Below are 26,679 nucleotides of genomic sequence, written 5' to 3'. Positions count from 1 at the left end.
CGGACGGTCAACGGGGACCGTCGCCGCCCCTCGCCATAGGTCAAGGACACAAGGGACATGAGTCGCTCCGCACACCCCGCAGGCCCCCGGCACGGTGACGTGCTCCCCGAGGGCCACTACCAGGCCCCGCCGGCCGACCTGAACGCGCTCGACCCCAAGGTCTGGTCGGAGACGGTCGCCCGCGGCGCCGACGGCGTCGTCACCGTCGCCGGCCTCGACGTCAACCGGATCGCGGCCGAGTTCGGCACCCCGGCCTACGTCCTGGACGAGGCCGACTTCCGCTCCCGGGCGCGCGCCTGGCGGGACGCCTTCGGCGACGACGCGGACGTGTACTACGCCGGCAAGGCGTTCCTCTCCAAGGCGGTCGTGCGCTGGCTGCACGAGGAGGGGCTGAACCTCGACGTCTGCAGCCCGGGCGAGCTGGCGGTGGCGCTGGGCGCCGGGATGCCCGCCGAGCGGATCGCGCTGCACGGCAACAACAAGTCCGTCCACGAGCTGGAGCAGGCCGTGAAGGCGGGCGTCGGCCACGTCGTGGTCGACTCCTACGAGGAGATCGAGCGCCTCGCCGCGATCGCCGCCCGCCAGGGCGTGCGCCAGCAGGTGCTGATCCGGGTCACGGTCGGCGTCGAGGCGCACACCCACGAGTTCATCGCCACCGCGCACGAGGACCAGAAGTTCGGCCTCTCGCTGACCGGCGGCGCGGCCGCCGAGGCGGTCCGCCGGGTCCTCGCCCACGGCGGGAGCCTGGAGCTGCGCGGCATCCACTCGCACATCGGCTCGCAGATCTTCGACACCGCGGGCTTCGAGGTGGCCGCCCGCCGGGTGGTGGGCCTGCTGGCGGAGATCCGCGACGAGCACGGTGTCGAGCTGCCCGAGATCGACCTCGGCGGCGGCCTCGGCATCGCCTACACCAGCGACGACGACCCGCGCGAGCCGGCCGAGATCGCGGCCGCGCTGGCCGGCATCGTCCGCCGCGAGTGCGACGCCTCGGGCCTGCGGGTGCCGCGGCTGTCGGTCGAGCCGGGCCGGGCGATCGTCGGCCCGACCGCCTTCACGCTGTACGAGGTGGGGACGGTCAAGCCGCTGGAGGGCCTGCGGACCTACGTCAGCGTGGACGGCGGAATGTCCGACAACATCCGGACCGCGCTCTACGACGCCGAGTACTCGGTGGCCCTGGTGTCGCGCACCAGCGACGCGGAGCCGATGCTGGTCCGGGTGGTCGGCAAGCACTGCGAGTCCGGCGACATCGTCGTCCGGGACGCCTTCCTGCCGGCCGACCTGGCCCCGGGCGACCTGATCGCGGTGCCCGCCACCGGCGCCTACTGCCGTTCGATGGCGAGCAACTACAACCACGCCCTGAAGCCCCCCGTGCTGGCCGTCAAGGACGGTGCGGCCCGGGTGATCGTCCGGCGCGAGACGGAAGAGGATCTCCTGCGTCTCGATATCGGATGACGAAATCCTTGTCTCAGATCATGGAACGACCGTAGATCCGTACGGAAAGTCCCGGAGACTGGTACGGACCGAAGGTCCGGCGGGGGCATGAAATCCCGCCGGACGAACCGAAGCACGATGAATGCAGAGCGGAGTCGGATGATGCGTACGCGGCCGCTGAAGGTGGCGTTGCTGGGCTGTGGTGTGGTGGGCTCCGAGGTGGCGCGCATCATGACGACAGACGCCGCCGACCTCGCCGCGCGCATCGGCGCGCCGGTCGAGCTCGTCGGTGTCGCGGTCCGCCGGGCGGGCCGCCCCCGGCCGGGCGTGCCCGACCACCTGATCACCACCGATGCCGAGGCCCTGGTCAACCGGGGCGACATCGACGTGGTGATCGAGGTGGTGGGCGGCATCGAGCCGTCCAAACACCTCATCCTGTCGGCGTTCCGGCAGGGCGCCTCGGTGGTCAGCGCCAACAAGGCGCTGCTCGCCAAGGACGGCACCGAACTGCACGCGGCGGCGGCCGAGGCCGGCGTGGACCTCTACTACGAGGCCGCGGTGGCCGGTGCGATCCCGCTGATCCGCCCGCTGCGCGAGTCGCTGGCCGGTGACCGGGTGAACCGGGTGCTGGGCATCGTCAACGGCACCACCAACTTCATCCTCGACAAGATGGACAGCACCGGCGCCGGCTACTCGGAGGCGCTGGAGGAGGCCACTGCGCTCGGCTACGCCGAGGCCGACCCGACGGCCGACGTGGAGGGCTTCGACGCCGCCGCCAAGGCCGCGATCCTGGCCGGCATCGCCTTCCACACCAAGGTGACCGCGGCGGACGTCTACCGCGAGGGCCTGACCGAGGTGACCGCCGCCGACATCGCCTCCGCCAAGAAGATGGGCTGCGTGGTCAAGCTGCTGGCGATCTGCGAGCGGGCGGCCGACGGCGAGTCGGTCACCGCGCGCGTCCACCCGGCGATGATCCCGCTGTCGCACCCGCTGGCGTCCGTCCGCGAGGCGTACAACGCGGTGTTCGTCGAGGCCGAGGCGGCCGGACGGCTGATGTTCTACGGCCCGGGCGCGGGCGGCGCGCCGACCGCCTCGGCGGTCCTCGGCGACCTGGTCGCGGTCTGTCGCAACAAGCTCGCCGGTGCCACCGGCCCCGGCAACTCGGTGTACACGCAGCTGCCGGCCAAGCCGATGGACGAGGTGATCACCCGCTACCACGTCAGCCTGGACGTCGACGACCGCGCGGGCGTGCTCGCCCAGGTCGCGTCGGTCTTCGCCGAGCACGGGGTGTCCATCGACACCGTGCGCCAGCAGGGCCGCGACGGCGACGCCTCGCTCGTCGTGGTCACCCACCGGGCCACCGACGCCGCCCTGTCGGCGACGGTGGACAAGCTCCGCGCACTGGACAGCGTGCGCGACGTGGCCAGCATCATGCGGGTCGAAGGGGAGTAGGAACAGATGATGAGCGGCGTTGCCGAGAACGCGGCCAGAGGCACCCACACCCACCAGTGGCGCGGCCTGATCGAGGAGTACCGGGACCGCCTGCCGGTCAGCGAGGCCACCCCGGTGGTCACGCTGCTGGAGGGCGGCACCCCGCTGGTTCCCGCCCAGGTGCTCTCCGAGCGCACCGGCTGCGAGGTCTACCTCAAGGTCGAGGGCGCCAACCCGACCGGGTCCTTCAAGGACCGCGGCATGACGATGGCCATCTCCAAGGCGAAGGAGGACGGCGCCCAGGCCGTCATCTGCGCCTCCACCGGCAACACCTCGGCCTCCGCCGCCGCCTACGCGGTGCGGGCCGGGATGGTGTCGGCGGTGCTGGTCCCGCAGGGCAAGATCGCCCTCGGCAAGATGGGCCAGGCGCTGGTCCACGGCGCCAAGATCCTTCAGGTGGACGGGAACTTCGACGACTGCCTCACCCTTGCGCGTGAACTGTCCGAGAAGTATCCGGTGGCGCTGGTCAACTCGGTGAACCCGGTTCGCATCGAGGGCCAGAAGACCGCGGCCTTCGAGATCGTCGACATGCTCGGCGACGCGCCGGACATCCACGTCCTGCCGGTCGGCAACGCGGGCAACATCACCGCGTACTGGAAGGGCTACCGCGAGTACGCGGCGGACGGCCTGGCCGCCCGCACCCCGCGGATGTGGGGCTTCCAGGCCGCCGGCTCCGCCCCGATCGTGGACGGCGCCCCGGTGCTCAAGCCGCAGACCATCGCCACCGCGATCCGGATCGGCAACCCGGCCTCCTGGGACTACGCGCTCGCCGCGCGGGACGAGTCGGGTGGCCTGATCGACAAGGTGACCGACCGTCAGATCCTGTCCGCCTACAGGCTCCTGGCCTCGCAGGAGGGCGTCTTCGTGGAGCCCGCGTCGGCCGCCTCGGTGGCCGGTCTGCTGGCCAAGGCGGAGGCCGGCCTGGTCGACCCGGGCCAGCGGATCGTCTGCACGGTGACCGGCAACGGCCTCAAGGACCCGGACTGGGCGGTGGCCGGCGCGCCGCAGCCGCAGATCGTCCCGATCGACCCGGAGACCGCCGCGCAGCGCCTCGGCCTGCTCGACTGACCCGTGACCGAACGCCGGGCCGACCCTTTCGGGGGTCGGCCCTGCGTCGTTCTCGACTGACACTTTTGTGTCAATTCCACGGCGCTTTCCGATCCGATTCCGGCATGGATTCCGGCCAGAACCGGCAACACACCAGACGGAAGGCCCACGGGGTGTACCGCTGTGGAACCTCTCTTCGATACTCTGGGTTCGGCCGTGTGGCACATGCCCCGGGTCCGGCCCCACCGCGGGAGCCGCACCATCGACTGTGACCGACCGCCCCGGCCGGGGCCCGCGGCCCCCTCCCACCCTCGCACCGACGCGCTTCGCGCCGCCCGATTTCCCCAGGAGAGTCCACCGCATGGCCGGTCCTGCGTTCCGTGCCGCCGCCGTCCGGGTCCGGGTCCCCGCGACCAGTGCCAACCTCGGCCCCGGCTTCGACGCCTTCGGACTCGCGCTGGGTCTGTACGACGACGTGGTCGTCCGGGTCTCCGACTCCGGGCTCTCCGTCGACATCGCCGGTGAGGGTGCCGACAGCCTGGCCCGCGACGAGCGCCACCTCGTGGTCCGCTCGATGCGCGCCGCCTTCGACCGTCTCGGCGGCCAGCCGCGCGGCCTCGAAGTCGTCTGCGCCAACCGCATACCGCACGGCCGCGGCCTGGGCTCGTCGTCCGCCGCGATCTGCGCCGGCATCGTGGCGGCCCGCGCCGTCACCATCGGCGGCCCGTCCGCGCTGGACGACGACGCCCTGCTCGCCCTCGCCTCCGAGCTGGAGGGCCACCCGGACAACGTCGCGGCCTGCCTGCGCGGCAACTTCACGGTGGCCTGGACCGAGGAGGACACCGCCCGGGCGGTCGCCCTGGAGCCCTCCGACCAGGTCGTCCCGGTGGTCTTCGTACCGGCCACCGAGGTGCTCACCGAGACCGCCCGCGGCCTGCTGCCGAAGACCGTCCCGCTGGCCGACGCCGCCGTCAACGCGGGTCGCGCCGCGCTGCTGGTCGAGGCCCTGACCCGGCGCCCCGAGCTGCTGCTCGCCGCCACCGAGGACCGGCTGCACCAGGACTACCGGGCCTCCGCGATGCCGGACAGCGCCGCCCTGGTGGGCGCGCTCCGTGCGGAGGGCGTCGCCGCGGTGATCTCCGGCGCGGGCCCGACCGTGCTCGCGCTCACCGACGAGGCGGGCGTGCAGAAGGTCCTGTCCTTCGCCGAGGACCACGGTTCCGGCGGCCCGGTGTTCGCCGCGCACCGGCTGGAGCTCGACCGGACCGGGGCCACGGTGCTCCCGCTCGACGTCTGAGCACCCGTTCGGAGCGGGCCCGGACCGGTGCGCCGGAGCCGGGCCGTCCGGACACGATTGGCAAGCGCAAGGCTGGGGAATGTCTGAGGGGGTCGGTAGTGTTAACCTCATTGCTGCACCAGGTGCCCTCCGGGGCTAGGTGCGCCGCGTCCCGATCCCAGCACTCCGCACCAGCGGAGTCCCGGCGATATACGGGGCGACGATTCTCCGGGAGCCCACCGCAGCGCGTACGCAGCCTGCCTGCGCGACTTGCGGCCGCATCCCGAAGCCGTGACGGCACCTGACTCCCACCCGCGGCCTCCCACCTTGAGGCACAGGACGGGCGGAGCACGGGCCACCGTCACGCGACGGGGGCCCGGGATTCGCAGGCAGCGTGGGGATATCTCCCCGCCGAAAGCTGGGGTGGGGGTACCACCCGGCCGAAGGCTGGGGGCGGGTCGACGTTCGACCGTTCCACCACGCCACTCAGCACCACCGTGCTTCATGCACCGCACCTCGCAGCTCTCCCCCGACCGGCACACCGCCATCCGGGGGATCACCGCCTCGGACCGACGCAGACGAGCGTTGGTCAGGACAGCACAACCGGTCGCCGAGCCAGACAGGCCGACGTCCGCTCCAGGGAAGGACCCTTAGTGAGCGACACCACCGATCTGATGGGCGCGCGCCCGGACGCCGAGGCGTCGGACGCAGCCGCCGCCCCCGCGGCTCCGGCGCGACGCCGTCGTACCGCTGCCGCGGGCCTGGACGGCATGGTCCTGGCCGAGCTGCAGAAGCTCGCCGCGGACCTTGGCATCACCGGTACCGGACGCATGCGCAAGAGCCAGCTGATCGAGACCATCAAGGAGAAGAGCGGCGGAGACCCGCTGCTCGCCGGCGCCGGGACCGCCGCCGCGGCCGCTCCGGCCGCCAAGCGCGCCGCCAAGGCCGAGGCCGCCGAGCCGGCCGAGAAGCCCGCCCGCCGCACCAAGGCCGCCGCCGCTGCTGCGGCCGAGGCCCCCGCCGCCGCCGAGGCGCAGGCCCAGATCGAGATCCCGGTCCAGGCCGCCGCCGAGACCGCCGCCCCCGCCCGGACCGAGCGGACCCGCCGCCGGGCCACCTCGGCCGCCGGCGCCCCGGTGGCCGAGGCCGCCGAGGCGCCCGCCGCCGTGGCGACCGAGGCCAAGCAGGCCGAGGCCCGTCCCGAGGGCGCCCGCGCCTTCGAGAACCGCGAGGAGGGTCGCAGCGAGACCCGCCGCGACCGTCGTGACCGCCGCGGTGGCCGCGAGGCCGGCGAGCGCGAGGGCCGCCAGGAGGCCGGCGAGGCCCAGGCCGGCCAGGACGGCGACGGGCGCGAGTCGCGCCGCGACCGCCGCAACCGCCGGGACCGTACCGAGCGCCCCCAGCAGCAGGGCGCCCAGAGCACCCAGGGCGACAGCCAGCAGAGCCGCCCGAGCGGCGGCCAGCAGGCCCAGCCGCAGCAGGTGCAGCAGGCGCAGCCCCAGGGCGGCTTCGACGACGACGAGTTCGGCGACGGGCGCCGTGGCCGGCGCGGCCGCTACCGCGACCGCCGTGGCCGTGGCAGCAGCCGCCGCGAGGGCTTCGAGGCCGGCCCGGCCGAGCCGCAGGTCGGCGAGGACGACGTCCTGATCCCGGTCGCGGGCATCCTGGACATCCTCGACAACTACGCGTTCGTGCGGACCTCCGGCTACCTGCCGGGCCAGAACGACGTCTACGTCTCGCTCGCCCAGGTCCGCAAGAACGGCCTGCGCAAGGGCGACGCCATCACCGGTGCGGTGCGTCAGCCGCGCGACGGCGAGCGCCGCGAGAAGTTCAACGCCATGGTGCGGCTGGACTCCGTCAACGGGATGGACCCGGAGAGCGGCCGCGGCCGCCCCGAGTTCAACAAGCTCACCCCGCTGTACCCGCAGGACCGGCTCCGTCTGGAGACCGACCCGGGCGTGCTGACCACCCGGATCATCGACCTCGTGTCGCCGATCGGCAAGGGCCAGCGCGGTCTGATCGTCGCGCCGCCGAAGACCGGTAAGACGATGGTGCTGCAGGCGGTCGCCAACGCGATCACCCACAACAACCCCGAGTGCCACCTGATGGTCGTCCTGGTCGACGAGCGTCCGGAAGAGGTCACCGACATGCAGCGGTCGGTGAAGGGCGAGGTCATCTCCTCGACCTTCGACCGCCCGGCGGAGGACCACACCACGGTGGCCGAGCTGGCCATCGAGCGCGCCAAGCGCCTGGTGGAGCTGGGCCACGACGTGGTGATCCTGCTGGACTCGATCACCCGTCTCGGCCGTGCCTACAACCTGGCGGCGCCGGCCTCCGGCCGCATCCTGTCCGGTGGTGTCGACTCGACCGCGCTGTACCCGCCGAAGAAGTTCTTCGGCGCCGCGCGCAACATCGAGAACGGCGGCTCGCTGACCATCCTGGCCACCGCGCTGGTCGAGACCGGCTCGCGGATGGACGAGGTGATCTTCGAGGAGTTCAAGGGCACCGGCAACATGGAGCTCAAGCTCGACCGGAAGCTCTCGGACAAGCGCATCTTCCCGGCCGTCGACGTGGACGCCTCCAGCACCCGCAAGGAGGAGATCCTGCTCGGCAGCGAGGAGTTGGCGATCGTCTGGAAGCTGCGCCGGGTGCTGCACGCGCTCGACTCGCAGCAGGCGATCGAGCTGCTGCTGGACAAGATGAAGCAGACCAAGTCCAACGCCGAGTTCCTGATGCAGATCGCCAAGACGACCCCCGGGTCCGGCGACTGACCGTCGCGAGACGGTTTCTCGACACGGAACCCCGGCCCGCGCGAGCGGGCCGGGGTTCGTCGTGTTCCGGGGGCTGCGGGGTCTCCGGAGGTTTGTCGGGAAGATCCATTTCGGAGGTTTGTTCCAGAGTCGGGACATCTTGAGGTCTTTACGGCATCTTGTCCGATTTATTCTGGATCGTATGGCCGAGCACAAGAGGGTTCCGAACCGCCGCCGCAGGCTCCTGCGCGTGGCCGCGTGTGCGTTCGCCGCGCTCGTCGTCCTCGGGGCCGGAGCGGCCGGCTACGCGTACCACCGGCTGAACGCCAACATCAGGAGCGTCGACATCAACGCCCGGCTGGGCACCTCCCGGCCGCCCACGGCCACCGACGGGTCGTTCAACCTGCTGGTGCTGGGCTCGGACTCGCGCGCCGGCGGCAACGCCGGCCTGGCCGGCGGCGACGCCGACGGCACGGCGCGCTCGGACACCGCGATGGTCGTGCACGTCAACCAGGACCACTCGCGCGCCGACGTGGTCTCGATACCCCGCGACACCCTCGTCCCGCGCCCCGAGTGCACCGACGCCGGGGGGCGGACCACCCCGGCGGCGAAACGCGCGATGTTCAACAGCGCGTACGAGACCGGGGGCGCGGCGTGCGCGGTGAAGACCGCGGAGCAGATCAGCGGGCTGCGGATGGACCACTACGTCGAGGTTGACTTCGAGGGCTTCGCCCGGGTCGTGGACGCGATCGGCGGGGTCACCGTGACCACCACGGTGGCCATCCGCGACAAGGACAGCGGGCTGGACCTCCCGCCCGGTGAGCACCGCCTCGACGGCGAGCAGGCGCTGGCCTTCGTCCGCACCCGGCACGGCGTCGGGGACGGCAGCGACCTCGGCCGGATCGAGCTGCAGAAGCAGATGGTGCGCTCACTGCTCGACCGGGCCGGCGGGGCGGGGCTGCTGACCAACCCGGCCAAGCTCTGGTCGACCGGCGACACCCTGACCCGCAGCATCACCACCGACTCCGCGCTCGCCTCGGTCAACGCCCTCGTCGGGCTCGCCGAGGAACTCAAGGGCATCGGGCCGGACCGGCTCACCATGGTCACCCTGCCCGTGGTGACCGCGCCGAGCGACCCGGACCGGGTGGTCCAGCAGCAGCCGCAGGCCGACCAGGTCTGGGCGGCCCTGAAGGGCGACCGGCCGCTGCCGTCGGCGGTCGTCGTGGCGCAGCCGCAGAACCCGGCGCAGGCCACGCCCACGGCCACCCCCACCGGCGCCCCCAAGGCCCCCGTCAAGGGCCCCGCCGGTGCCACCGGCCCCACCGGCCCCACCGGCCGCGCCAAGGCGCCCGGTGCCACGGCCACCGCCCCTGCGACGGCCCCCGCCGGTGCCCCCGCGGGGACCGCCACCGGGACCGCCACCGGGACCGTCCCGACGGCTCCCGCACGGCGGTGAACACGCCCGGCCGGGGGCCCGGAATATCCCGGAACGCGCCCCGGTTTGGGAAGAAGCGACCCGTCCTGGCAGACTGGTCCGTCGGTCCCGGTTCACGTGCGGCGTCCCAGCCGCCGACCCGGTGCCCTCCCGAACCTAGGAGAACCCCTTGAAGCCCAACGTTCACCCCGAGTACGTGGTCACCCGTGTGACCTGCACCTGCGGCGCCGAGTTCACCACCCGCTCGACCGAGACCAGTGGCGAGATCCGCGCCGAGGTCTGCTCGCAGTGCCACCCGTTCTACACCGGCAAGCAGAAGATCCTCGACACCGGTGGCCGCGTGGCCCGCTTCGAGGCCCGCTTCGGCAAGCAGCACAGCGCGAAGGCCTAGCGCTCCCTCGGCGCCGGTTCCCGGCGCCCCCGTACTCGTTCCGGGGGCGCTGGGGACCGGCGCCGTTCGCGTCCCCCCGCAGCCTCAGCGATCCCACCCACCCACACCCCGGGAAGAAGGCCACCCCATGTTCGAGGCAGTCGAAGAGCTCCTCGTCGAGCACGCCGCCCTCGAGACGAGGCTGGCCGACCCGTCCGTCCACGCCGACCAGGCCAACGCGCGCAAGCTGGCCAAGCGGTACGCCGAGCTGACCCCGATCACCCGGGTCTTCCGGGAGTGGAAGCAGGCCGGTGAGGACATCCAGGCCGCCCGTGAACTCGCGGCCGAGGAGCCGGAGTTCCTGGCCGAGGTGAAGGACTCCGAGGCCCGCCGCGAGCAACTGACCGAGGAACTGCGGCTGCTGCTGGTCCCGCGCGACCCGAACGACGACAAGGACGTCATCCTGGAGATCAAGGCGGGTGAGGGCGGCGAGGAGTCGGCGCTCTTCGCCGGTGACCTGCTCCGGATGTACCTGCGCTTCGCCGAGCGGATCGGCTGGAAGACCGAGATCATCGACTCCAACGAGTCCGACCTCGGCGGCTACAAGGACGTCTCCGTCGCCGTCAAGACCAAGGGCAGCACCGAGCCCGGTCAGGGCGTCTGGGCCCGGCTGAAGTACGAGGGCGGCGTGCACCGCGTGCAGCGCGTGCCGGCCACGGAGTCGCAGGGCCGCATCCACACCTCGGCGGCCGGCGTGCTGGTCACCCCCGAGGCGGAGGAGGTCGAGGTCGAGATCGTGGCCAACGACCTGCGGATCGACGTCTACCGTTCGTCCGGCCCCGGCGGGCAGTCGGTCAACACCACCGACTCCGCGGTCCGGATCACCCACCTGCCGACCGGTATCGTGGCCTCCTGCCAGAACGAGAAGAGCCAGCTCCAGAACAAGGAGCAGGCGATGCGCATCCTGCGTTCGCGGCTGCTGGCCGCCGCGCAGGAGGAGGCCGAGCGGGAGGCTTCGGACGCCCGTCGCAGCCAGGTCCGCACGGTGGACCGTTCCGAGCGGATCCGGACGTACAACTACCCGGAGAACCGCATCTCGGACCACCGCACGGGCTTCAAGTCGTACAACCTGGACCAGGTCCTGGACGGCGACCTGAACGCGGTGATCCAGTCCTGCGTCGACACGGACGCGGCGGCCAAGCTGGCCGCGGCCCAACAGAACTGACACCTGCGGCAGCGAGACCGACGTCGAGGCCGGAGAGCGGAAGCAAGAGGTCGTACGGATGAACCTGCTACTCGCCGAGGTGGCCCAGGCCACCCAGCGGTTGGCCGCGGCCGGCGTGCCGTCGCCGCGCTTCGACGCGGAGGAACTCGCCGCACACGTCCACAGCGTCAAGCGCAGCCAACTGCACACGGTCAAGGACGCGGACTTCGACGCCCGCTACTGGGAGGCCGTCTCCCGGCGGGAGGCACGCGAGCCGCTCCAGCACATCACCGGGCGGGCGTTCTTCCGCTACCTGGAGCTGGCGGTCGGCCCCGGTGTCTTCGTACCCCGGCCGGAGACCGAGTCCGTGGTCGAGTGGGCCATAGACGCGGTCCGCGACATGGACGTGGCCGAGCCGCTGGTGGTCGACCTCTGCTCCGGATCCGGCGCCATCGCGCTCGCCCTGGCGCAGGAGCTGCCGCGCTCCACCGTGCACGCCTTCGAGCTCGACGAGGGCGCGCTGCCCTACACCCGGCGCAACATCGGGGCCTCGCCCGACCGCGCCCGGATCACCCTGCACGAGGGTGACGCCACCCGCGCCTTCGAGGGCGACCACGGCTGGGACGGCCGCTTCGACCTGGTCATCTCCAACCCGCCGTACATCCCGCTCACCGAGTGGGAGTACGTCGCGCCGGAGGCCCGCGACCACGATCCGCAGATGTCGCTCTTCTCCGGCGAGGACGGCCTGGACACCATCCGGGGCATCCAGCGGGTCGCCGCCAGGCTCCTGCGCCCGGGCGGCGCCGTGGTGATCGAGCACGCCGACACCCAGGGCGGCCAGGTCCCGTGGATCTTCAACGAGGAAGCCGGCTGGACCGACACCGCCGACCACCGCGATCTGAACAACCGGCCGCGATTCACCACGGCGCGCAAGGCGTCGCTGTGACCGCGTCCGTCCACGTGATGAGTTGTCTCGGAAGGGGACCGCACCGATGAGCCGCCGCTACGACTGTGCCGACGCAGGGGACCGCGCGACGGGCCTGCGCGAGGCCGCCTCGGCCATCCGCCGGGGCGAACTCGTCGTGCTGCCCACCGACACCCTCTACGGGGTCGGTGCGGACGCCTTCTCACCGGAGGCCGTCGCCGCCCTGCTCGCCGCCAAGGGCCGTGGCCGCAACATGCCCTCACCCGTCCTGGTCGGCTCGCCGACCACCCTGCACGGGCTGGTCACCGACTTCTCCGAGCAGGCCTGGGAGCTGGTCGACGCGTTCTGGCCGGGCGGGCTCACCCTGGTCGCCAAGCACCAGCCCTCGCTGCGCTGGGACCTCGGCGAGACCCGGGGCACGGTCGCCGTCCGGATGCCGCTGCACCCGGTCGCCATCGAGCTGCTGAACACCACCGGCCCGCTGGCGGTCTCCAGCGCCAACCGGACCGGCGGGCCGTCGCCGTCCACCTGTGACGAGGCCGAGCAGCAGCTCGGCGACGCCATCTCGGTCTACCTGGACGGCGGCACGGCCGACCACGCGCAGGCCTCGTCGATCGTCGATGTCACGGGCAAGGTCCCGGTGCTGCTGCGGGCCGGCGCGATCACCGCCGAGCAGCTGAGGGAGGTCGTCCCCGACCTGGAGGCCGGCAGTTGACGGCCGCCTCCCTCCATGCCGGGCCCGGCATATCGCCGTACCTGGCCGTGGGCCCCAGGCCGCTGGACCACTTCCGGATCCTGTACGTGTGCACCGGCAACATCTGCCGCTCGCCGATCGCCGAGCGGCTCACCAGGCGTGAGCTGGACACCCGGCTGAACCCGCGGGTGGCCGGCCGCATCCTGGTGGAGTCGGCCGGCACCTGGGGCCACGAGGGCGCACCGATGGAGGACCACGCCGCCACGGTGCTGGACGAGTACGGCGCCGACAGCGGCGGCTTCACCGGCCGTGAGCTGCTGGACGAGCACGTGGTCGAGGCCGACCTGGTGCTCACCGCGACCCTGGACCACCGGGCCCAGGTCATCTCGATGGGGCACGAGGCCGGCCTGCGCACCTTCACCATGAAGGAGTTCACCCGCCTGGTCCGGACGATCGACCCCGGCACCCTCCCGGACCCGCGACGCGGCGCCGACGTGACCGAGCGCGCCCGCGCGCTGGTCCGGGCCGCCGCCTCGCTGCGCGGCTGGTTGCTCGCCGCCACCCCCGAGTCTGACGAGGTGCACGACCCGTACGGCGCGCCGATCGGCATGTTCCGCAACTGCGGCGAGGAGATATTCCACGCGGTCGACCCGGTGGTCACCGCGCTCACCGGGGTTCCCGCGCGCTACTGAGCAGGGCGGCCCCGTAGGCCGTGACCGTCCGGGCGCCCGGGCGGGTGCATCCCGGCCCGCGCCGCCGCGCCGCTCCCGGGGGCCGGTCCTACGCTGGAGGAACCCTCACCCTCTCCCGGCCTCCGACCGGGAGGTGGCCCCATGCCGCCCGGGAGCCCCGCCATGACCGTCACCGATGCCGCGACCGGTTCCACCGAGACGACGGGGCGCCGGTGGGCGTCCGGGGCGCCCGACGAGGTCCTCCACCGGGCCGACCCCCAGATCGCCGACCTGCTCGCCGCCGAGGCCGAGCGGCGGGCCGAGACGATCCAGCTGCTGGCCGGGGAGAACCTCACCAGCCCGGCCGTGCTGGCCGCGCTCGCCGGCCCGCTGATCGACAAGTACGCCGAGGGCTACCCGGGCCGGCGCCACCACACCGGCTGCGCGCTGGCCGACGCCGCCGAACTGCTGGCCGTCGACCGGGCCCGCGCGCTGTTCACGGCGCCGCACGCCAACGTCCAGCCGCGTTCGGCCACCTCGGCGATGCTGGCCGCCTACGCGGCGCTGCTGCGGCCGGGGGACGCGGTGCTGGCGATGTCGCTGGAGCACGGCGGCCACCTCAGCTGCGGCTCGCGGGCCAACTTCTCCGGCCGGTGGTTCGAGTTCGTCGGCTACGGGGTGCGCCGCGAGGACGGGCTGGTCGACCTCGACCAGGTCCGCGAACTGGCCCGCCTGCACCGCCCCAAGGCCATCGTGGCCGGCTCCATCTCGCACCCCCGGCACCCGGACTGGGCCGCCTTCCGGGAGATCGCCGACGAGGTGGACGCCTACCTGGTCGCCACCGTCGCGCAGACCACCGGCCTGATCGCGGCGGGCCTGGCGCCCTCCCCGGTGCCGTACGCGGACGTCACCGTGGCCGCCACCCACAAACTGCTCCGGGGGCCGCGCGGGGGCCTGCTGCTCTCCACCGCCGAGCTGGCCGACCGGATCGACCGGGCGGTCTTCCCGTTCACCCAGGGCGGCGCCGCGATGAACGAGGTGGCCGGCAAGGCCGTCGCCCTGGCCGAGGCCGCCACGCCCGCCTACCGCGCGTACGCGCACCGCACCGTCGCGGGGGCGCGGGTGCTGGCGGCGGGGCTCGAAGCGGCGGGGGCGCGTCCACTGACCGGCGGGACCGACACCCACCTGGTGACGGTCGACGTCGGCCCGCTCGGGGTGAGCGGCGCCGAGGCGGAGCGGCGCTGCGCCGTCGCCGGGCTGCTGCTCGGCAAGTGCGCGCTGCCGTACGACCCGGCGCCGCCGTCCGAGGCCTCCGGCATCCGCCTGGGCACCGGCACGGTGACCTCCCAGGGCATGGGCGAGAGCGAGCTGACGGAGATCGCCGGGCTGATCGGACGGCTGCTCGCCGGGGGCACGGACGTCCGGGTGGGGGAGCGGGTCCGGGAGCTGGCGGGGGCGTTCGCGGGCCGCCGCTGACCGGATGAACCGATCTCCTACCCGGTAGGGCGAACCGCGATGCACGCACCCGGCGTCCGACTCAATAAGGTGTGTGCCGTGGCGACGCACCTCGAACCCCGGACAGGCACGGGCGTACCTTCGGTACCCACCCGTCGGACAGTGCAGCAGGAGGCCAGTGGTGCGTGAGTATCTGCTGGTGCTGTTCTGCACCGCGGCCGTCACCTACCTGCTGACCGGCCCGGTGCGGAAGTTCGCCATCGCGGCGGGGGCGATGCCCCCGGTCCGCGCCCGCGACGTGCACCGCGAACCCACCCCGCGGCTCGGCGGCATCGCGATGTTCGGCGGCCTCTGCGCCGGCATCCTGGTCGCCTCCCAGCTGGACAACCTGAGCAAGGTGTTCTCGCAGGGCACCGACATCCGCGCGCTGCTCTCCGGCGCCGGGATCATGTGGCTGCTCGGCGTGCTGGACGACAAGTGGGGCGTGGACGCGCTGGTGAAGCTGGGCGGCCAGATGATCGCCGCCGGCGTGATGGTGTGGCAGGGCGTCACGGTGATCACCCTGCCGGTGCCCGGCTCCGGCCCGGTCGCGGTCAGCCCGACCCAGGGCATGGTCATCTCGGTCACCCTGGTCGTCGTCATGGTCAACGCGGTGAACTTCATCGACGGCCTGGACGGCCTGGCCGGCGGCATGGTCTGCATCGCCGCGATGGCCTTCTTCCTGTACTCCTACCGGCTCTGGTACGGCTACACGATCAGTGACGCCGCCCCCGCCGTGCTCTTCAGCGTGCTGCTGATCGGCATGTGCCTGGGCTTCCTGGCGCACAACATGCACCCGGCCCGGATCTTCATGGGCGACTCCGGTTCGATGATGCTGGGCCTGATGCTGGCCGTCGCGGCGATCTCGATCACCGGCCGGGTCGACCCCGACCTGATCACCAGCGAGACGGGTTCGCAGACCCTCACCGTGCACGCCCTGGTGCCGATCTACATCCCGCTGCTGCTGCCGCTGACGGTCATCGCGCTGCCGCTGGCGGATCTGCTGCTCGCCGTGGTCCGCCGCACCTGGGCCGGCCAGTCGCCGTTCGCCGCGGACAAGCGGCACCTGCACCACCGACTGCTCCAGGTCGGCCACTCGCACAGCCGCGCCGTGCTGATCATGTACTTCTGGGCCGCGCTGATCGCCTTCGGGACCGTCGCCTTCTCGGTCACCAACACCGGCCGCACCCTGGTGCTGATGCTGGCCGGGCTCTGCCTGGTCGGCCTGGTGGTGCTGCTGACCCCGCGGTTCCGGCCGCGGGCCCCGCGCGCGGTGCAGGCCTTCGTCCCGCCGCGCTACCGCCGCCGTCCGGCGGGCCGGAAGTCCGCCCCGGCGGCGGTGCGCGAGGAGGAGGGCACGGCCCTGACCGCCGAGTCCGCCTCGGAGTCCGCCACCGAACCGATGGCCGAGCTGTCCGCCGAGGACAAGCGACTGCTCGGGGGGCTGCCGAAGGGTTCCTCCGCGACCGGAAGCCGTGGTCACGGCCACGGGCGCGGCCGGTAGGGCGAAGTGACGTCCTGTCAAGCCCCCTCACCCGTTCGGCGGCACTGTTGGGCCATCGGTGTGACAGGTACCACACATTCATGGTAAAGCTCTCATCAAATAGTTTGTGATACCGTTCACGAGTACCGAGAACACGCCGAAAGACCTCACAGGTGGATGACTTCCGTCCCTGGCCGGTCTCCCTCGACGGACTCGCCGCAGAGCGGCCGGTCCGCGGCGGTTCCGGTCCGGTGTCACCATCACGTTCTGTGCCCGTCCCCCCGCCATCGACATGCCGCCGGAGTTGCCGACATGCCGTCCAACGACGCCCGGATCCTCCGAGGCGCCGCGATCCCCACTGCGGTCGCCGGAGTCCTCGCCATGGCGATCTCCTTTGCAGTCGCGGGTGGCAAGGGCTTGCTCGGCGCCCTCTTCGGAACGCTGCTGGTGATGGCCTTCTTCACCTCGGGTCAGGTCGCGCTCGACCGGCTGACCAGGTCGAACCCGCACATCATGATGGCCGCGGCGCTGCTCGTGTACACGACGCAGATCCTGCTGGTCGGCATCGTGCTGGCCGTGTTCAAGGACACCGAGCTCTTCAACCGGCAGGCCTTCGCCTTCACGCTGCTCGGCTGCGCACTCATCTGGACGGGGTTCCAGGTGCGCGGCGCACTGAAGGCGAAGATGTTCTACGTCGACCCCAACGCCTCTGAAAACAAGGGCAACAAGCCGTCCGACAAGGGGCGTCAACAGTGACGGCGCCCCTCTGTCCCCCCAACGAGGGGGGCGGTGTTTATGCCGCGCTGACGGGCTGCTATCGTCCGTCGCAACAACGGAGTACGGGAAGAGGCCAGGTCTGTCCGCACGGCGGACCGATCGCCCCCCGGATCCGCGCAGTCTTCGATGATCCCGCGGCGGTGCAGCGCACTGCCGGGCGGGGTCGGCGAGAAACCCATCAAGTTCCAGTGCCGCTCCGTGGTCGCAGGCCACGCCGACACACCGAGGTTGCCGTAACCATGCGTCACGACGAAGGAGTCCGTGGTGAGTGCTGAACTCACGTCCCTCGCCTCAGGCAGTTGCCACTTCGGGGACGCTGGCTGCGGCTTCCCGGCCCCGGGTCTGAACGAGTTCCAGTTCGAGCCGATTTTCACGATCGGCAGCTTCGAGTTCAACAAGCCGATGCTGCTGTCGATGATCGTTGCGGTACTGGTCGTTCTGTTCTTCTGGGCCGCCTTCGCGAAGCCGCGGCTCGTCCCCGGCAAGCTGCAGCTGGTCGGTGAGATCGGCTACGACTTCGTCAAGCGCTCCATCGTTCTGGAGACGATCGGCAAGAAGGGCGAGAAGTACGTCCCGATGCTCGTCTCGATGTTCTTCTTCATCTGGTTGATGAACATCATGTCGATCATCCCGTTCGCCCAGTTCCCGGTGACCGCGGCGATCGCCTTCCCGGCCGGCCTCGCAGCCGTCGTGTGGCTCACCTACATGACGCTGACCTTCAAGAAGCACGGCTTCGTCGGCGGCTTCAAGAACCTCTGCTGGCCGTCGGGCATCCCCGGCTGGGTCATGTTCATCCTGGTGCCGATCGAGTTCTTCTCGAACATCTTCGTGCGCCCCTTCACGCTCGCGGTCCGAGCCTTCGCGAACATGTTCGCCGGCCACCTGCTGATCGTGATGTTCTCCATCGCCTCCTGGTACCTGCTCAGCCCGACCCTGGGCGCGCTGTACGGCACGGCCTCCTTCGTCGTGACCATCGCGCTGACCGCCTTCGAGCTGCTGGTCCAGTTCCTGCAGGCCTACATCTTCGTGATGCTGGCCAGCAGCTACATCGCCGGTGCCCTCGAAGAGGCGCACTGAGCCTGGGGCCCCCGGCCCCACCCCCGAACCACACCTCCCGGAATGCCCGGTGGCCAATCACCACCGGTTCACCACCCCTGCAAAGGACAACTGCAATGAGCTTCCTCGCTGAGGGCACTGTCTACGGTTCCGTCGCCTCGATCGGCTACGGCCTCGCCGCCATCGGCCCCGGCATCGGCGTCGGTCTGATCTTCGGTAACGGTGTCCAGGCCATGGCCCGCCAGCCCGAGGCGGCCGGTCTCATCCGCGCCAACATGTTCATCGGCTTCGCGCTCACCGAGGCCCTCGCTCTGATCGGCATCGTCATGCCGTTCGTCTTCGGCAACAAGTAATCCCGCCGAAGACCCTTTCGAGGAAGGTCCAGATATGAGCATCGCGGCGCAGCTCGCGGCCGAGGAGAAGATGAATCCTCTCCTCCCCGCGTGGCCCGAGATCATCATCGGCCTGATCTGCTTCTTCATCGTCTTCGGTCTGCTCGGCAAGAAGCTCCTCCCCAGCATCGAGAAGGTGCTGTCGGAGCGCCGGGACGCCATCGAGGGCGGCATGGAGCGCGCCGAGGCCGCCCAGGCCGAGGCCCAGGCCCTGCTTGAGCAGTACCGCGCCGAGCTCGCCGACGCGCGTCACGAGGCTGCCCGCATCGTCGAGCAGGCTCGCGAGCAGGGCGCAGCCCAGCTCACCGAGATGCGCGAGGAGGGCCAGCGTCAGCGCGAGGCCATCGTCGCCGCCGGCCACGCCCAGATCGAGGCCGACAAGAAGCAGGCGTCCGCCGCCCTGCGCCAGGACGTGGGCTCGCTGGCCTCCCAGCTGGCGTCCCGCATCGTGGGCGAGTCCCTTGAGGACTCCGCCCGGCAGAGCGGTGTCATCGACCGCTTCCTGGACGAGCTGGAGTCCAAGGCCGCCGTTGCTCAGGGCGCGGCCAAGTGATCGGCGCCAGCCGCGAGGCCCTCGTCGCCGGGCGGCAGAACCTGGAGAGCCTGACCGATTCCACCTCGGTGGACGCGGCCAAGCTCGCCGAGGAGCTCACCGCCGTCACGGCCCTGCTGGACCGTGAGGTGTCGTTCCGCCGCGTGCTGACCGACCCGTCCCGGTCGGGTCAGGACAAGGCGCAGCTGGTCACCTCGCTGCTGTCCGGCCAGGTTTCCGGCGAGGCTGTCGACCTGGTCTCCGGCCTGGTCCGCTCCCGCTGGTCGGGCGCGCGTGACCTGGTCGACGCGGTCGAGGAGCTGTCCTCGTACGCCGAGGTCATCGCCGCCGAGAAGGCCGGTGCCCTGGACGACGTCGAGGACGAGCTGTTCCGGTTCGGCCGGGTGGTGAGCGGCTCCAACGAGCTGCGCTCCGCGCTGACCGAGCCGAAGGCCGGCGCCGCCGCCAAGGCTGCGCTGATCAGGAAGCTGCTCGGCGGCCGCGCCAACGCGGGCACCGTCCGGCTGGTCACCAGCCTGGTCAACAACCCGCGTGGCCGTAGCCTGGAGCAGGGCCTCGAGTCCTACTCGAAGCTCGCCGCCGCGCGGCGCGGCCGAGTGGTGGCCCTGGTCACCACCGCGGTGCCGCTGTCGGACAGCCAGAAGGAGCGCCTGTCGGGTGCTCTCGGCCGGCTGTACGGCCGCCAGGTCCACCTGAACATCGACGTCGACCCCGAGGTCGTCGGCGGTGTCCGGGTGCAGATCGGTGACGAGATCATCGAGGGCACCGTGTCGAGCCGCCTTGAGGGCGCTCGCCAGTCGCTCGAAGGCTGAACACACCCAAGCAGCACATCCGACCCTCGGTCGGGAACCGGCTCCACCGGAGTCGGCAAATCGTACGGCCGGTTCATACGACCCGGCCGAGAGTCGAGTACTTGCGGCCCTCAATGGCGGGCCGAGGATCGCAAACTAGGAGAGCAGGGAAGCCTGATGGCGGAGCTTACGATCCGTCCGGAGGAGATCCGGGACGCGCTGGCCGACTTTGTCCAGTCGTACCAGCCGGACGCCGCCTCTGTGGAAGAGGTCGGCACGGTCACTGACGCAGCGGACGGTATCGCCCATGTCGAGGGCCTGCCCTCGGTCATGGCCAACGAGCTGCTGAAGTTCGAGGACGGCACGCTCGGCCTCGCGCTGAACCTCGACACCCGCGAGATCGGTGTCGTCATCCTCGGTGAGTTCGGCGGCATCGAGGAGGGTCAGACGGTGCGCCGCACCGGCGAGGTCCTCTCGGTTCCGGTCGGCGACGGCTACCTCGGCCGCGTCGTGGACCCGCTGGGCAACGCGATCGACGGTCTGGGCGACATCGCTTCCACCGGCCGCCGTGCCCTGGAGCTGCAGGCCCCCGGCGTCATGGCCCGCAAGTCGGTCAAGCAGCCGCTGCAGACCGGCATCAAGGCCATCGACGCGATGACCCCGATCGGCCGTGGCCAGCGTCAGCTGATCATCGGCGACCGCCAGACCGGCAAGACCGCGGTGGCCGTCGACACGATCATCAACCAGCGTGACAACTGGCGCTCGGGCGACCCGGAGAAGCAGGTCCGCTGCATCTACGTCGCCGTGGGCCAGAAGGGCTCCACCATCGCGTCCGTCCGTGGCGCCCTGGAGGAGGCCGGCGCGCTGGAGTACACCACCATCGTGGCCGCTCCCGCCTCCGACCCGGCCGGCTTCAAGTACCTCGCTCCGTACACCGGCTCCGCCATCGGCCAGGAGTGGATGTACGACGGCAAGCACGTCCTGATCATCTTCGACGACCTGTCGAAGCAGGCCGAGGCCTACCGTTCCGTTTCCCTGCTGCTGCGCCGCCCGCCGGGCCGCGAGGCGTACCCGGGCGACGTCTTCTACCTGCACTCCCGCCTGCTGGAGCGCTGCGCGAAGCTGAACGACGAGCTCGGCGGCGGCTCGATGACCGGTCTTCCGATCATCGAGACCAAGGCCAACGACGTGTCGGCGTACATCCCGACCAACGTCATCTCCATCACCGACGGCCAGTGCTTCCTGGAGTCCGACCTGTTCAACGCCGGCATCCGCCCGGCCGTGAACGTCGGTATCTCGGTCTCCCGCGTCGGTGGCTCCGCCCAGATCAAGGCCATGCGCTCGGTCGCCGGCCGTCTGCGCCTGGACCTCGCCCAGTACCGTGAGCTGGAGGCCTTCGCCGGCTTCGGTTCCGACCTGGACGCGGCCTCCAAGGCCCAGCTGGAGCGCGGTGCGCGCATGGTCGAGCTGCTGAAGCAGGGCCAGTACCAGCCGTTCCCGGTCGAGGAGCAGGTCGTCTCCATCTGGGCCGGCACCACCGGTCAGCTGGACGACGTCCCGGTCGCCGAGATCCGCCGCTTCGAGCGCGAGTTCCTGGACCACGTGCGTCTGCAGCACAAGGACCTGCTCGCCGGCATCGTCGAGACCGGCCTGCTGGCCGACGGCACCGTCGACGCGCTGGCCACCGCGATCGGTGCCTTCAAGCAGGGCTACCAGACCGCTGACGGCAAGCTGCTCTCCGAGCAGGCCTGAGTCCGGTAGCGAGGGAAAGGACGTAACGACCCATGGGAGCACAGCTTCGGGTCTACAAGCGCCGGATCCGCTCTGTCACCGCGACGAAGAAGATCACCAAGGCGATGGAGATGATCTCCGCAGCGCGCATCGGCAAGGCGCAGCGCTCGGTGGCCGCCTCCACCCCGTACGCCGACGAGCTCACTCGGGCGGTGACGGCGGTGGCCACCCGGTCCAACGCCAAGCACCCGCTCACCAGCGAGAACCCGAACGCCACGCGTGCCGCAGTCCTGCTGATCACGGCGGACCGCGGTCTGGCGGGCGGCTACTCGTCCAACGCCATCAAGGCCTCGCTGGCGCTCTCCGAGCGTCTGCGGTCCGAGGGCAAGGACGTGGTGACGTACGTCGTCGGCCGCAAGGGCGTCTCGTTCTACGGCTTCCGTGACCTCGCCGTCGCGGAGACCTGGACGGGCTTCTCGGACAAGCCGACCTACGGGGACGCCAAGGCCGTCTCGGCCGCGCTGATCGAGGCCTTCACGGCCGAGACCGGTGGCGTGGACGAGGTCCACGTGATCTCGACCCGGTTCGAGTCGATGCTGACGCAGACCGCGGTCGACGCCCGGCTGCTGCCGCTGAAGCTCGACGAGGTCCAGCTCAGCGACGAGTCGTCCGCCAAGGCGGAGATCTTCCCGCTCTACGACTTCGAGCCGTCGGCGGAGGGCGTCCTGGACGCCCTGCTGCCGCGGTACGTGGAGAGCCGGATCTACAACGCGCTGCTGCAGTCGGCTGCCTCCGAGCACGCCGCCCGCCGCCGCGCGATGAAGAGCGCGACGGACAACGCCGGCGAGCTCATCAAGTCGCTCACGCGGCTTGCCAACTCGGCCCGTCAGGCCGAGATCACCCAGGAAATCAGCGAGATCGTCGGTGGCGCGAACGCGCTCGCTGACGCGAGCCGCGGGAGCGAATGAGTATGACTACCACTGTTGAGCCGACCACGGCGACGGGCCGCGTCGCGCGGGTCATCGGCCCGGTCGTCGACGTGGAGTTCCCCGTCGACGCGATCCCGAACATGTTCAACGCCCTGCGCGTCGAGGTGGACAACCCCGACGGCACGGGCAAGAAGGTCCTCACCCTTGAGGTCGCCCAGCACCTCGGCGACGGCCTGATCCGCGGCATCTCGATGCAGCCGACCGACGGCCTGGTCCGCGGTTCGCAGGTCACCGACACCGGTGCCGCGATCTCGGTGCCGGTCGGCCAGATCACCAAGGGCAAGGTGTTCAACGCCCTCGGTGAGGTGCTGAACGTCGACAAGGACGAGTTCGAGTCGCAGGTCCAGGTCCGGTGGCCGATCCACCGCAAGGCCCCGGAGTTCAAGGACCTCGAGTCCAAGACCGAGATGTTCGAGACCGGCATCAAGGTCATCGACCTCCTCACCCCGTACGTGACCGGTGGCAAGATCGGTCTGTTCGGTGGTGCCGGTGTCGGCAAGACCGTTCTGATCCAGGAGATGATCTACCGCGTCGCCGAGAACTTCGGTGGTGTGTCGGTCTTCGCCGGCGTCGGCGAGCGTACCCGTGAGGGCAACGACCTCATCGACGAGATGGTCGACTCGGGCGTTCTGGACAAGACCGCGCTGGTCTTCGGCCAGATGGACGAGCCGCCGGGCACCCGTCTGCGCGTCGCGCTCTCCGCGCTGACCATGGCGGAGTACTTCCGTGACGTCGAGAAGCAGGACGTGCTCCTCTTCATCGACAACATCTTCCGGTTCACCCAGGCCGGTTCCGAGGTGTCGACCCTGCTCGGCCGTATGCCCTCCGCGGTGGGTTACCAGCCGAACCTGGCCGACGAGATGGGCCTCCTGCAGGAGCGCATCACCTCGACCCGCGGTCACTCGATCACCTCGATGCAGGCGATCTACGTCCCCGCGGACGACCTGACCGACCCGGCCCCGGCCACCACCTTCGCCCACCTGGACGCGACGACCGTTCTGTCGCGCCCGATCTCGGAGAAGGGCATCTACCCGGCCGTCGACCCGCTGGACTCCACGTCCCGCATCCTCGACCCGCGGTACATCGCGCAGACCCACTACGAGACGGCCATCCGTATCAAGGGGATCCTGCAGAAGTACAAGGACCTCCAGGACATCATCGCCATCCTCGGTATGGACGAGCTGTCGGAGGAGGACAAGATCACGGTCCACCGTGCCCGTCGCATCGAGCGCTTCCTCTCGCAGAACACCTACGTGGCGAAGCAGTTCACCGGCATCGAGGGTTCGACCGTGCCGCTGTCCGAGACCATCGAGGCCTTCAACTCGATCGCGGACGGCAAGTACGACTCCGTCCCGGAGCAGGCCTTCTTCATGTGCGGTGGCATCGAGGACCTGGAGCGCAACGCCGCTCAGCTGGCGAAGAAGTAATCGCGGCCGGTAGCAGTCGAGCGTGATCGTGAGGGGTGGGCCCCAGCCCTGGGACCCACCCCTCACGTCGCACCGGCTGTGATTCCGGTCAAATCCGTGCCGCCGGTTTCATGCCGGGGGCGCGGGCCCGTTATTCTTACCGAAACTCCCGAGTAATCGGGGGTTGCATGAGCCTAGGAGCCCACGTTGGCTGAGCTGCACGTCGAGCTGGTCGCAGCCGACCGCAAGGTGTGGTCCGGTGCGGCCACCATCGTCGTCGCCCGTACGGCCTCCGGTGACACCGGCATCATGCCGGGTCACACCCCGGTGCTGAGCGTGCTGGAGACCGGTCCGGTCACCATCCGGACCACGGACGGCGGCACCGTGATCGCCGCGGTGCACGGCGGCTTCATCTCCTTCGCCGACAACAAGGTGTCCCTCCTCGCGGAGATCGCCGAGCTGGCGGACGAGATCGACGTCGCGCGTGCCGAGCGCGCACTGGACAAGGCCAAGTCGGACCTCGACGCGCACGCCGAGCGTCGCGCCGAGGTGCGTCTGTTCGCGGCGCGCGGCCTCAAGGCCCACGCCTGAGTGCGCCGGACCCCGCCTGAGCGGGGTCGACCGACGGTCCCGGGGACGCCTGAGCGTGACCCCGGGACTGTCGTCTCAGTTGGTAGGTCAACGCGGTCGCCTGGTACGACCGAAACGGGGAACGCGGGTAGCGAGGAGGTAGGTGAGCATGGTCCTCGCCCTTGTGGTGTGTGCGGCGGTCGTGGCGCTCGGTGTGATCGGGTTGGTCGCGTTCGCGGTACGCCGCCGTGTGATCCAGCGGGTCGGCGGAACGTTCGACTGCAGTTACCGGCTCAAAATGCCCGCCGACGCCTCGACTCAGCCCGACCTCGACGAGAACGGCAAACCCACCTCAGCCCCGGTCCCCCAGACCGACGGCAAGGGGTGGGTTTTTGGTATCGGCCGGTACAGCGGCGACTCCATCGAGTGGTTCCGGGTCTTCTCGTACGCCCCGCGCCCCCGCAAGGTCCTGCCGCGCCGGGAGATCGAGGTGCTGGGCCGGCGCTACCCCGAGGGGCAGGAGGAGCTGGCCCTGCTCTCCGGCTCGGTCGTGCTGCGCTGCCTCCACAACGGCGCGCCGCTGGAGCTCGCGATGAGCGACGACGCGCTGACCGGCTTCCTCGCCTGGCTCGAAGCCGCACCCCCCGGGCAGAGGGTCAACGTCGCGTAGCGGCGAGACCCTCGGGGTGGGGGTCCCCCCGGCCGGAGGCTGGGGGAGGTCAACGTCGCGTAGCGGCGAGACCCTCGGGGTGGGGGTCCCCCCGGCCGGAGGTCAGGGGTTAACGTCGCCTAACCCCGCGGCTAGTCTTGGCGCCATGGTCAATCTGACGCGTATCTACACCAGGACCGGCGACGACGGCACCACGGCGCTGGGCGACATGAGCCGTACGACCAAGACCGATCCGCGCCTGGTCGCGTACGCGGACGCCAACGAGGCCAACGCCGCGATCGGTGTGGCGATCGCGGCGGGTGCGCTGCCGGAGGACGTCGTCACGGTGCTCACCCGGATCCAGAACGACCTCTTCGACGTGGGCGCCGACCTGGCGACCCCGGTGGTGGAGGACCCGAAGTACCCGCCGCTGCGGGTGCTCCAGTCCTACATCGACAAGCTGGAGGGGGACTGCGACCACTACCTGGAGTCGCTGGAGAAGCTGCGCAGCTTCATCCTCCCCGGCGGCGCCGCGGGCGCCGCGTACCTGCACCTGGCCTGCACGGTGGTCCGCCGGGCCGAGCGGGCCACCTGGGCGGCGATCGAGGCACACGGGGAGAGCGTCAACCCGCTGACCGCCAAGTACCTGAACCGCCTCTCCGACCTGCTGTTCATCCTGGCCCGGGCGGCCAACAAGGAGCGCGGCGACGTGCTCTGGGTGCCGGGCGACAACCGCTGACCCGCGGTCGCCGTACGGCTGCCGCTACAGCTGCTGGTGCTGCCGCGGGATCTCCCAGCCGACCACGTGGCCGTCCTCGACGATCGCGCCGGCCGGCGGCTCCTTCGGCCAGATCGCGTAGCAGGCGGCCACGATCAGGTTGATCCCGGCCACCATGCTCAGCCGCAGGTACCAGGCGGTGAAGGTGGAGAAGGCGGCGGCGCCGGCGGAGAGCGGCACCATGAGGGTGATCAGGCCGAGCGTGACGCCCGCCGAGACCGTGGTGCGGCCGGCGACCTGCCACTCGTAGCGGGTCCGCGCCGAGCCGTACTTGGGGGAGCGCGCGGGCTTGGGGCCGCCGGCGAAGCGGTACTGGAAGTGCCGGTCGGCCCAGCGGACCAGGGACGGCCCGAACCCGAGGGAGAAGCCCGCGTAGCTCGCCGCCAGCGCGTGCGTCCAGCTCGCGGTGGCGCCGCCGCGCAGGTCGAGCACGGCGAGGGTGAACAGGGTGAGGTCCAGGACCGGCAGGCCGATCAGCAGGGCCGTGCTCACCGTGCGCAGCCGCAGCACGTAGCGGGCGGTCAGGGCCAGCCCGAGGACGACCCAGAAGGCGACCTCGGCGGCGAGGATGAGGGTGACGATCATGGCGGGCCTCCGGGCTGTTCGGTGGTGCTACCAGCCTTCCGCGCGCCGGTCCGCGCGTCGTCGTCGCCGGAGCCGAGTCCGGGCTGCACCTTTCGATGTACGCGCACTCCTCCCCGGACCCGAGCCGCCGG

At 71.1% G+C, this 26,679-nt stretch carries 25 protein-coding genes; 24 read left to right on the top strand and 1 reads right to left on the bottom strand.

Features of this window, described 5'->3' with window-relative positions; translation table 11 throughout:
- Positions 1–57: 57 nt before the first annotated feature.
- The 24 genes from lysA (at position 58) to ABZY91_RS13370 (ending at position 25,924) form a co-directional block, all read left to right on the top strand.
- A complete protein-coding gene (lysA, locus tag ABZY91_RS13485; RefSeq protein ID WP_329883029.1) occupies positions 58–1,452 on the top strand; it encodes a diaminopimelate decarboxylase in 1,395 nt (464 codons plus the stop codon).
- A gap of 138 nt (positions 1,453–1,590) precedes the next feature.
- Positions 1,591–2,883, top strand: a complete 1,293-nt coding sequence (locus ABZY91_RS13480; protein ID WP_329883028.1) for a homoserine dehydrogenase — start codon at positions 1,591–1,593, stop codon at positions 2,881–2,883.
- A gap of 9 nt (positions 2,884–2,892) precedes the next feature.
- Complete coding sequence (gene thrC, locus ABZY91_RS13475; protein ID WP_329883207.1) at positions 2,893–3,990, top strand: threonine synthase; 1,098 nt, start codon at positions 2,893–2,895, stop codon at positions 3,988–3,990.
- Positions 3,991–4,330: 340 nt separating this feature from the next.
- Positions 4,331–5,266, top strand: coding sequence for a homoserine kinase (thrB, locus tag ABZY91_RS13470; RefSeq protein ID WP_355402147.1), 936 nt, complete (start codon positions 4,331–4,333; stop codon positions 5,264–5,266).
- Positions 5,267–5,898: 632 nt separating this feature from the next.
- Complete coding sequence (rho, locus tag ABZY91_RS13465) at positions 5,899–8,016, top strand: transcription termination factor Rho (RefSeq protein WP_329883026.1); 2,118 nt, start codon at positions 5,899–5,901, stop codon at positions 8,014–8,016.
- A gap of 181 nt (positions 8,017–8,197) precedes the next feature.
- On the top strand, positions 8,198–9,451 hold the full coding sequence (locus ABZY91_RS13460) for an LCP family protein (protein ID WP_355402145.1): 1,254 nt from the start codon (positions 8,198–8,200) through the stop codon (positions 9,449–9,451).
- Between the two features lie 148 nt (positions 9,452–9,599).
- Positions 9,600–9,821, top strand: coding sequence for a 50S ribosomal protein L31 (gene rpmE / locus ABZY91_RS13455; RefSeq protein ID WP_030057539.1), 222 nt, complete (start codon positions 9,600–9,602; stop codon positions 9,819–9,821).
- 127 nt (positions 9,822–9,948) lie between these two features.
- On the top strand, positions 9,949–11,025 hold the full coding sequence (prfA, locus tag ABZY91_RS13450; protein ID WP_329883024.1) for a peptide chain release factor 1: 1,077 nt from the start codon (positions 9,949–9,951) through the stop codon (positions 11,023–11,025).
- A 58-nt stretch (positions 11,026–11,083) separates the two neighbouring features.
- A complete protein-coding gene (gene prmC, locus ABZY91_RS13445; RefSeq protein ID WP_329883023.1) occupies positions 11,084–11,950 on the top strand; it encodes a peptide chain release factor N(5)-glutamine methyltransferase in 867 nt (288 codons plus the stop codon).
- 46 nt (positions 11,951–11,996) lie between these two features.
- Positions 11,997–12,644, top strand: coding sequence for an L-threonylcarbamoyladenylate synthase (locus tag ABZY91_RS13440; protein ID WP_327680712.1), 648 nt, complete (start codon positions 11,997–11,999; stop codon positions 12,642–12,644).
- Between the two features lie 29 nt (positions 12,645–12,673).
- Positions 12,674–13,315, top strand: coding sequence for a protein-tyrosine-phosphatase (locus tag ABZY91_RS13435; RefSeq protein ID WP_329883206.1), 642 nt, complete (start codon positions 12,674–12,676; stop codon positions 13,313–13,315).
- Positions 13,316–13,477: 162 nt separating this feature from the next.
- On the top strand, positions 13,478–14,770 hold the full coding sequence (locus ABZY91_RS13430) for a serine hydroxymethyltransferase (RefSeq protein ID WP_355402142.1): 1,293 nt from the start codon (positions 13,478–13,480) through the stop codon (positions 14,768–14,770).
- A gap of 160 nt (positions 14,771–14,930) precedes the next feature.
- Positions 14,931–16,292 carry an MraY family glycosyltransferase gene (locus tag ABZY91_RS13425; protein ID WP_355402140.1) on the top strand — a complete coding sequence of 454 codons (1,362 nt, stop codon included), beginning with the start codon at positions 14,931–14,933 and terminating at the stop codon, positions 16,290–16,292.
- A gap of 291 nt (positions 16,293–16,583) precedes the next feature.
- Positions 16,584–17,027, top strand: a complete 444-nt coding sequence (locus ABZY91_RS13420; protein WP_329883019.1) for a hypothetical protein — start codon at positions 16,584–16,586, stop codon at positions 17,025–17,027.
- 285 nt (positions 17,028–17,312) lie between these two features.
- Positions 17,313–18,125, top strand: coding sequence for a F0F1 ATP synthase subunit A (atpB, locus tag ABZY91_RS13415; RefSeq protein WP_329883018.1), 813 nt, complete (start codon positions 17,313–17,315; stop codon positions 18,123–18,125).
- Between the two features lie 95 nt (positions 18,126–18,220).
- Positions 18,221–18,457 carry an ATP synthase F0 subunit C gene (gene atpE / locus ABZY91_RS13410; RefSeq protein ID WP_329883017.1) on the top strand — a complete coding sequence of 79 codons (237 nt, stop codon included), beginning with the start codon at positions 18,221–18,223 and terminating at the stop codon, positions 18,455–18,457.
- Positions 18,458–18,491: 34 nt separating this feature from the next.
- Entirely contained in the window at positions 18,492–19,049 is a 558-nt protein-coding gene (locus ABZY91_RS13405; protein ID WP_329883016.1) for a F0F1 ATP synthase subunit B, read from the top strand.
- Complete coding sequence (locus ABZY91_RS13400; RefSeq protein ID WP_329883015.1) at positions 19,046–19,861, top strand: F0F1 ATP synthase subunit delta; 816 nt, start codon at positions 19,046–19,048, stop codon at positions 19,859–19,861. The genes ABZY91_RS13405 and ABZY91_RS13400 overlap by 4 nt, the downstream gene beginning before the upstream one ends.
- Positions 19,862–20,017: 156 nt before the next feature.
- Complete coding sequence (gene atpA, locus ABZY91_RS13395; protein WP_329883014.1) at positions 20,018–21,592, top strand: F0F1 ATP synthase subunit alpha; 1,575 nt, start codon at positions 20,018–20,020, stop codon at positions 21,590–21,592.
- A 32-nt stretch (positions 21,593–21,624) separates the two neighbouring features.
- Positions 21,625–22,539, top strand: coding sequence for a F0F1 ATP synthase subunit gamma (locus tag ABZY91_RS13390; RefSeq protein WP_329883013.1), 915 nt, complete (start codon positions 21,625–21,627; stop codon positions 22,537–22,539).
- 2 nt (positions 22,540–22,541) lie between these two features.
- A complete protein-coding gene (gene atpD, locus ABZY91_RS13385; protein ID WP_329883012.1) occupies positions 22,542–23,987 on the top strand; it encodes a F0F1 ATP synthase subunit beta in 1,446 nt (481 codons plus the stop codon).
- A gap of 186 nt (positions 23,988–24,173) precedes the next feature.
- On the top strand, positions 24,174–24,557 hold the full coding sequence (locus tag ABZY91_RS13380; protein WP_329883011.1) for a F0F1 ATP synthase subunit epsilon: 384 nt from the start codon (positions 24,174–24,176) through the stop codon (positions 24,555–24,557).
- A 148-nt stretch (positions 24,558–24,705) separates the two neighbouring features.
- Complete coding sequence (locus ABZY91_RS13375; protein WP_030302766.1) at positions 24,706–25,206, top strand: DUF2550 domain-containing protein; 501 nt, start codon at positions 24,706–24,708, stop codon at positions 25,204–25,206.
- 145 nt (positions 25,207–25,351) lie between these two features.
- Positions 25,352–25,924: a cob(I)yrinic acid a,c-diamide adenosyltransferase gene (locus ABZY91_RS13370; protein WP_329883010.1), complete on the top strand. Its 573-nt coding sequence runs from the start codon at positions 25,352–25,354 to the stop codon at positions 25,922–25,924.
- A gap of 24 nt (positions 25,925–25,948) precedes the next feature.
- On the opposite strand, the gene ABZY91_RS13365 is transcribed toward ABZY91_RS13370, so the two are convergent.
- Positions 25,949–26,548 carry a hypothetical protein gene (locus ABZY91_RS13365; protein WP_355402135.1) on the bottom strand — a complete coding sequence of 200 codons (600 nt, stop codon included), beginning with the start codon at positions 26,546–26,548 and terminating at the stop codon, positions 25,949–25,951.
- Positions 26,549–26,679 lie beyond the last annotated feature (131 nt).

The organism is Kitasatospora sp. NPDC002965, from assembly GCF_040611255.1.
GTDB lineage: Bacteria > Actinomycetota > Actinomycetes > Streptomycetales > Streptomycetaceae > Kitasatospora.
The sequence above is the reverse complement of the archived record's forward strand: the minus strand, read 5'-3'. Positions and strand labels throughout refer to the sequence as shown.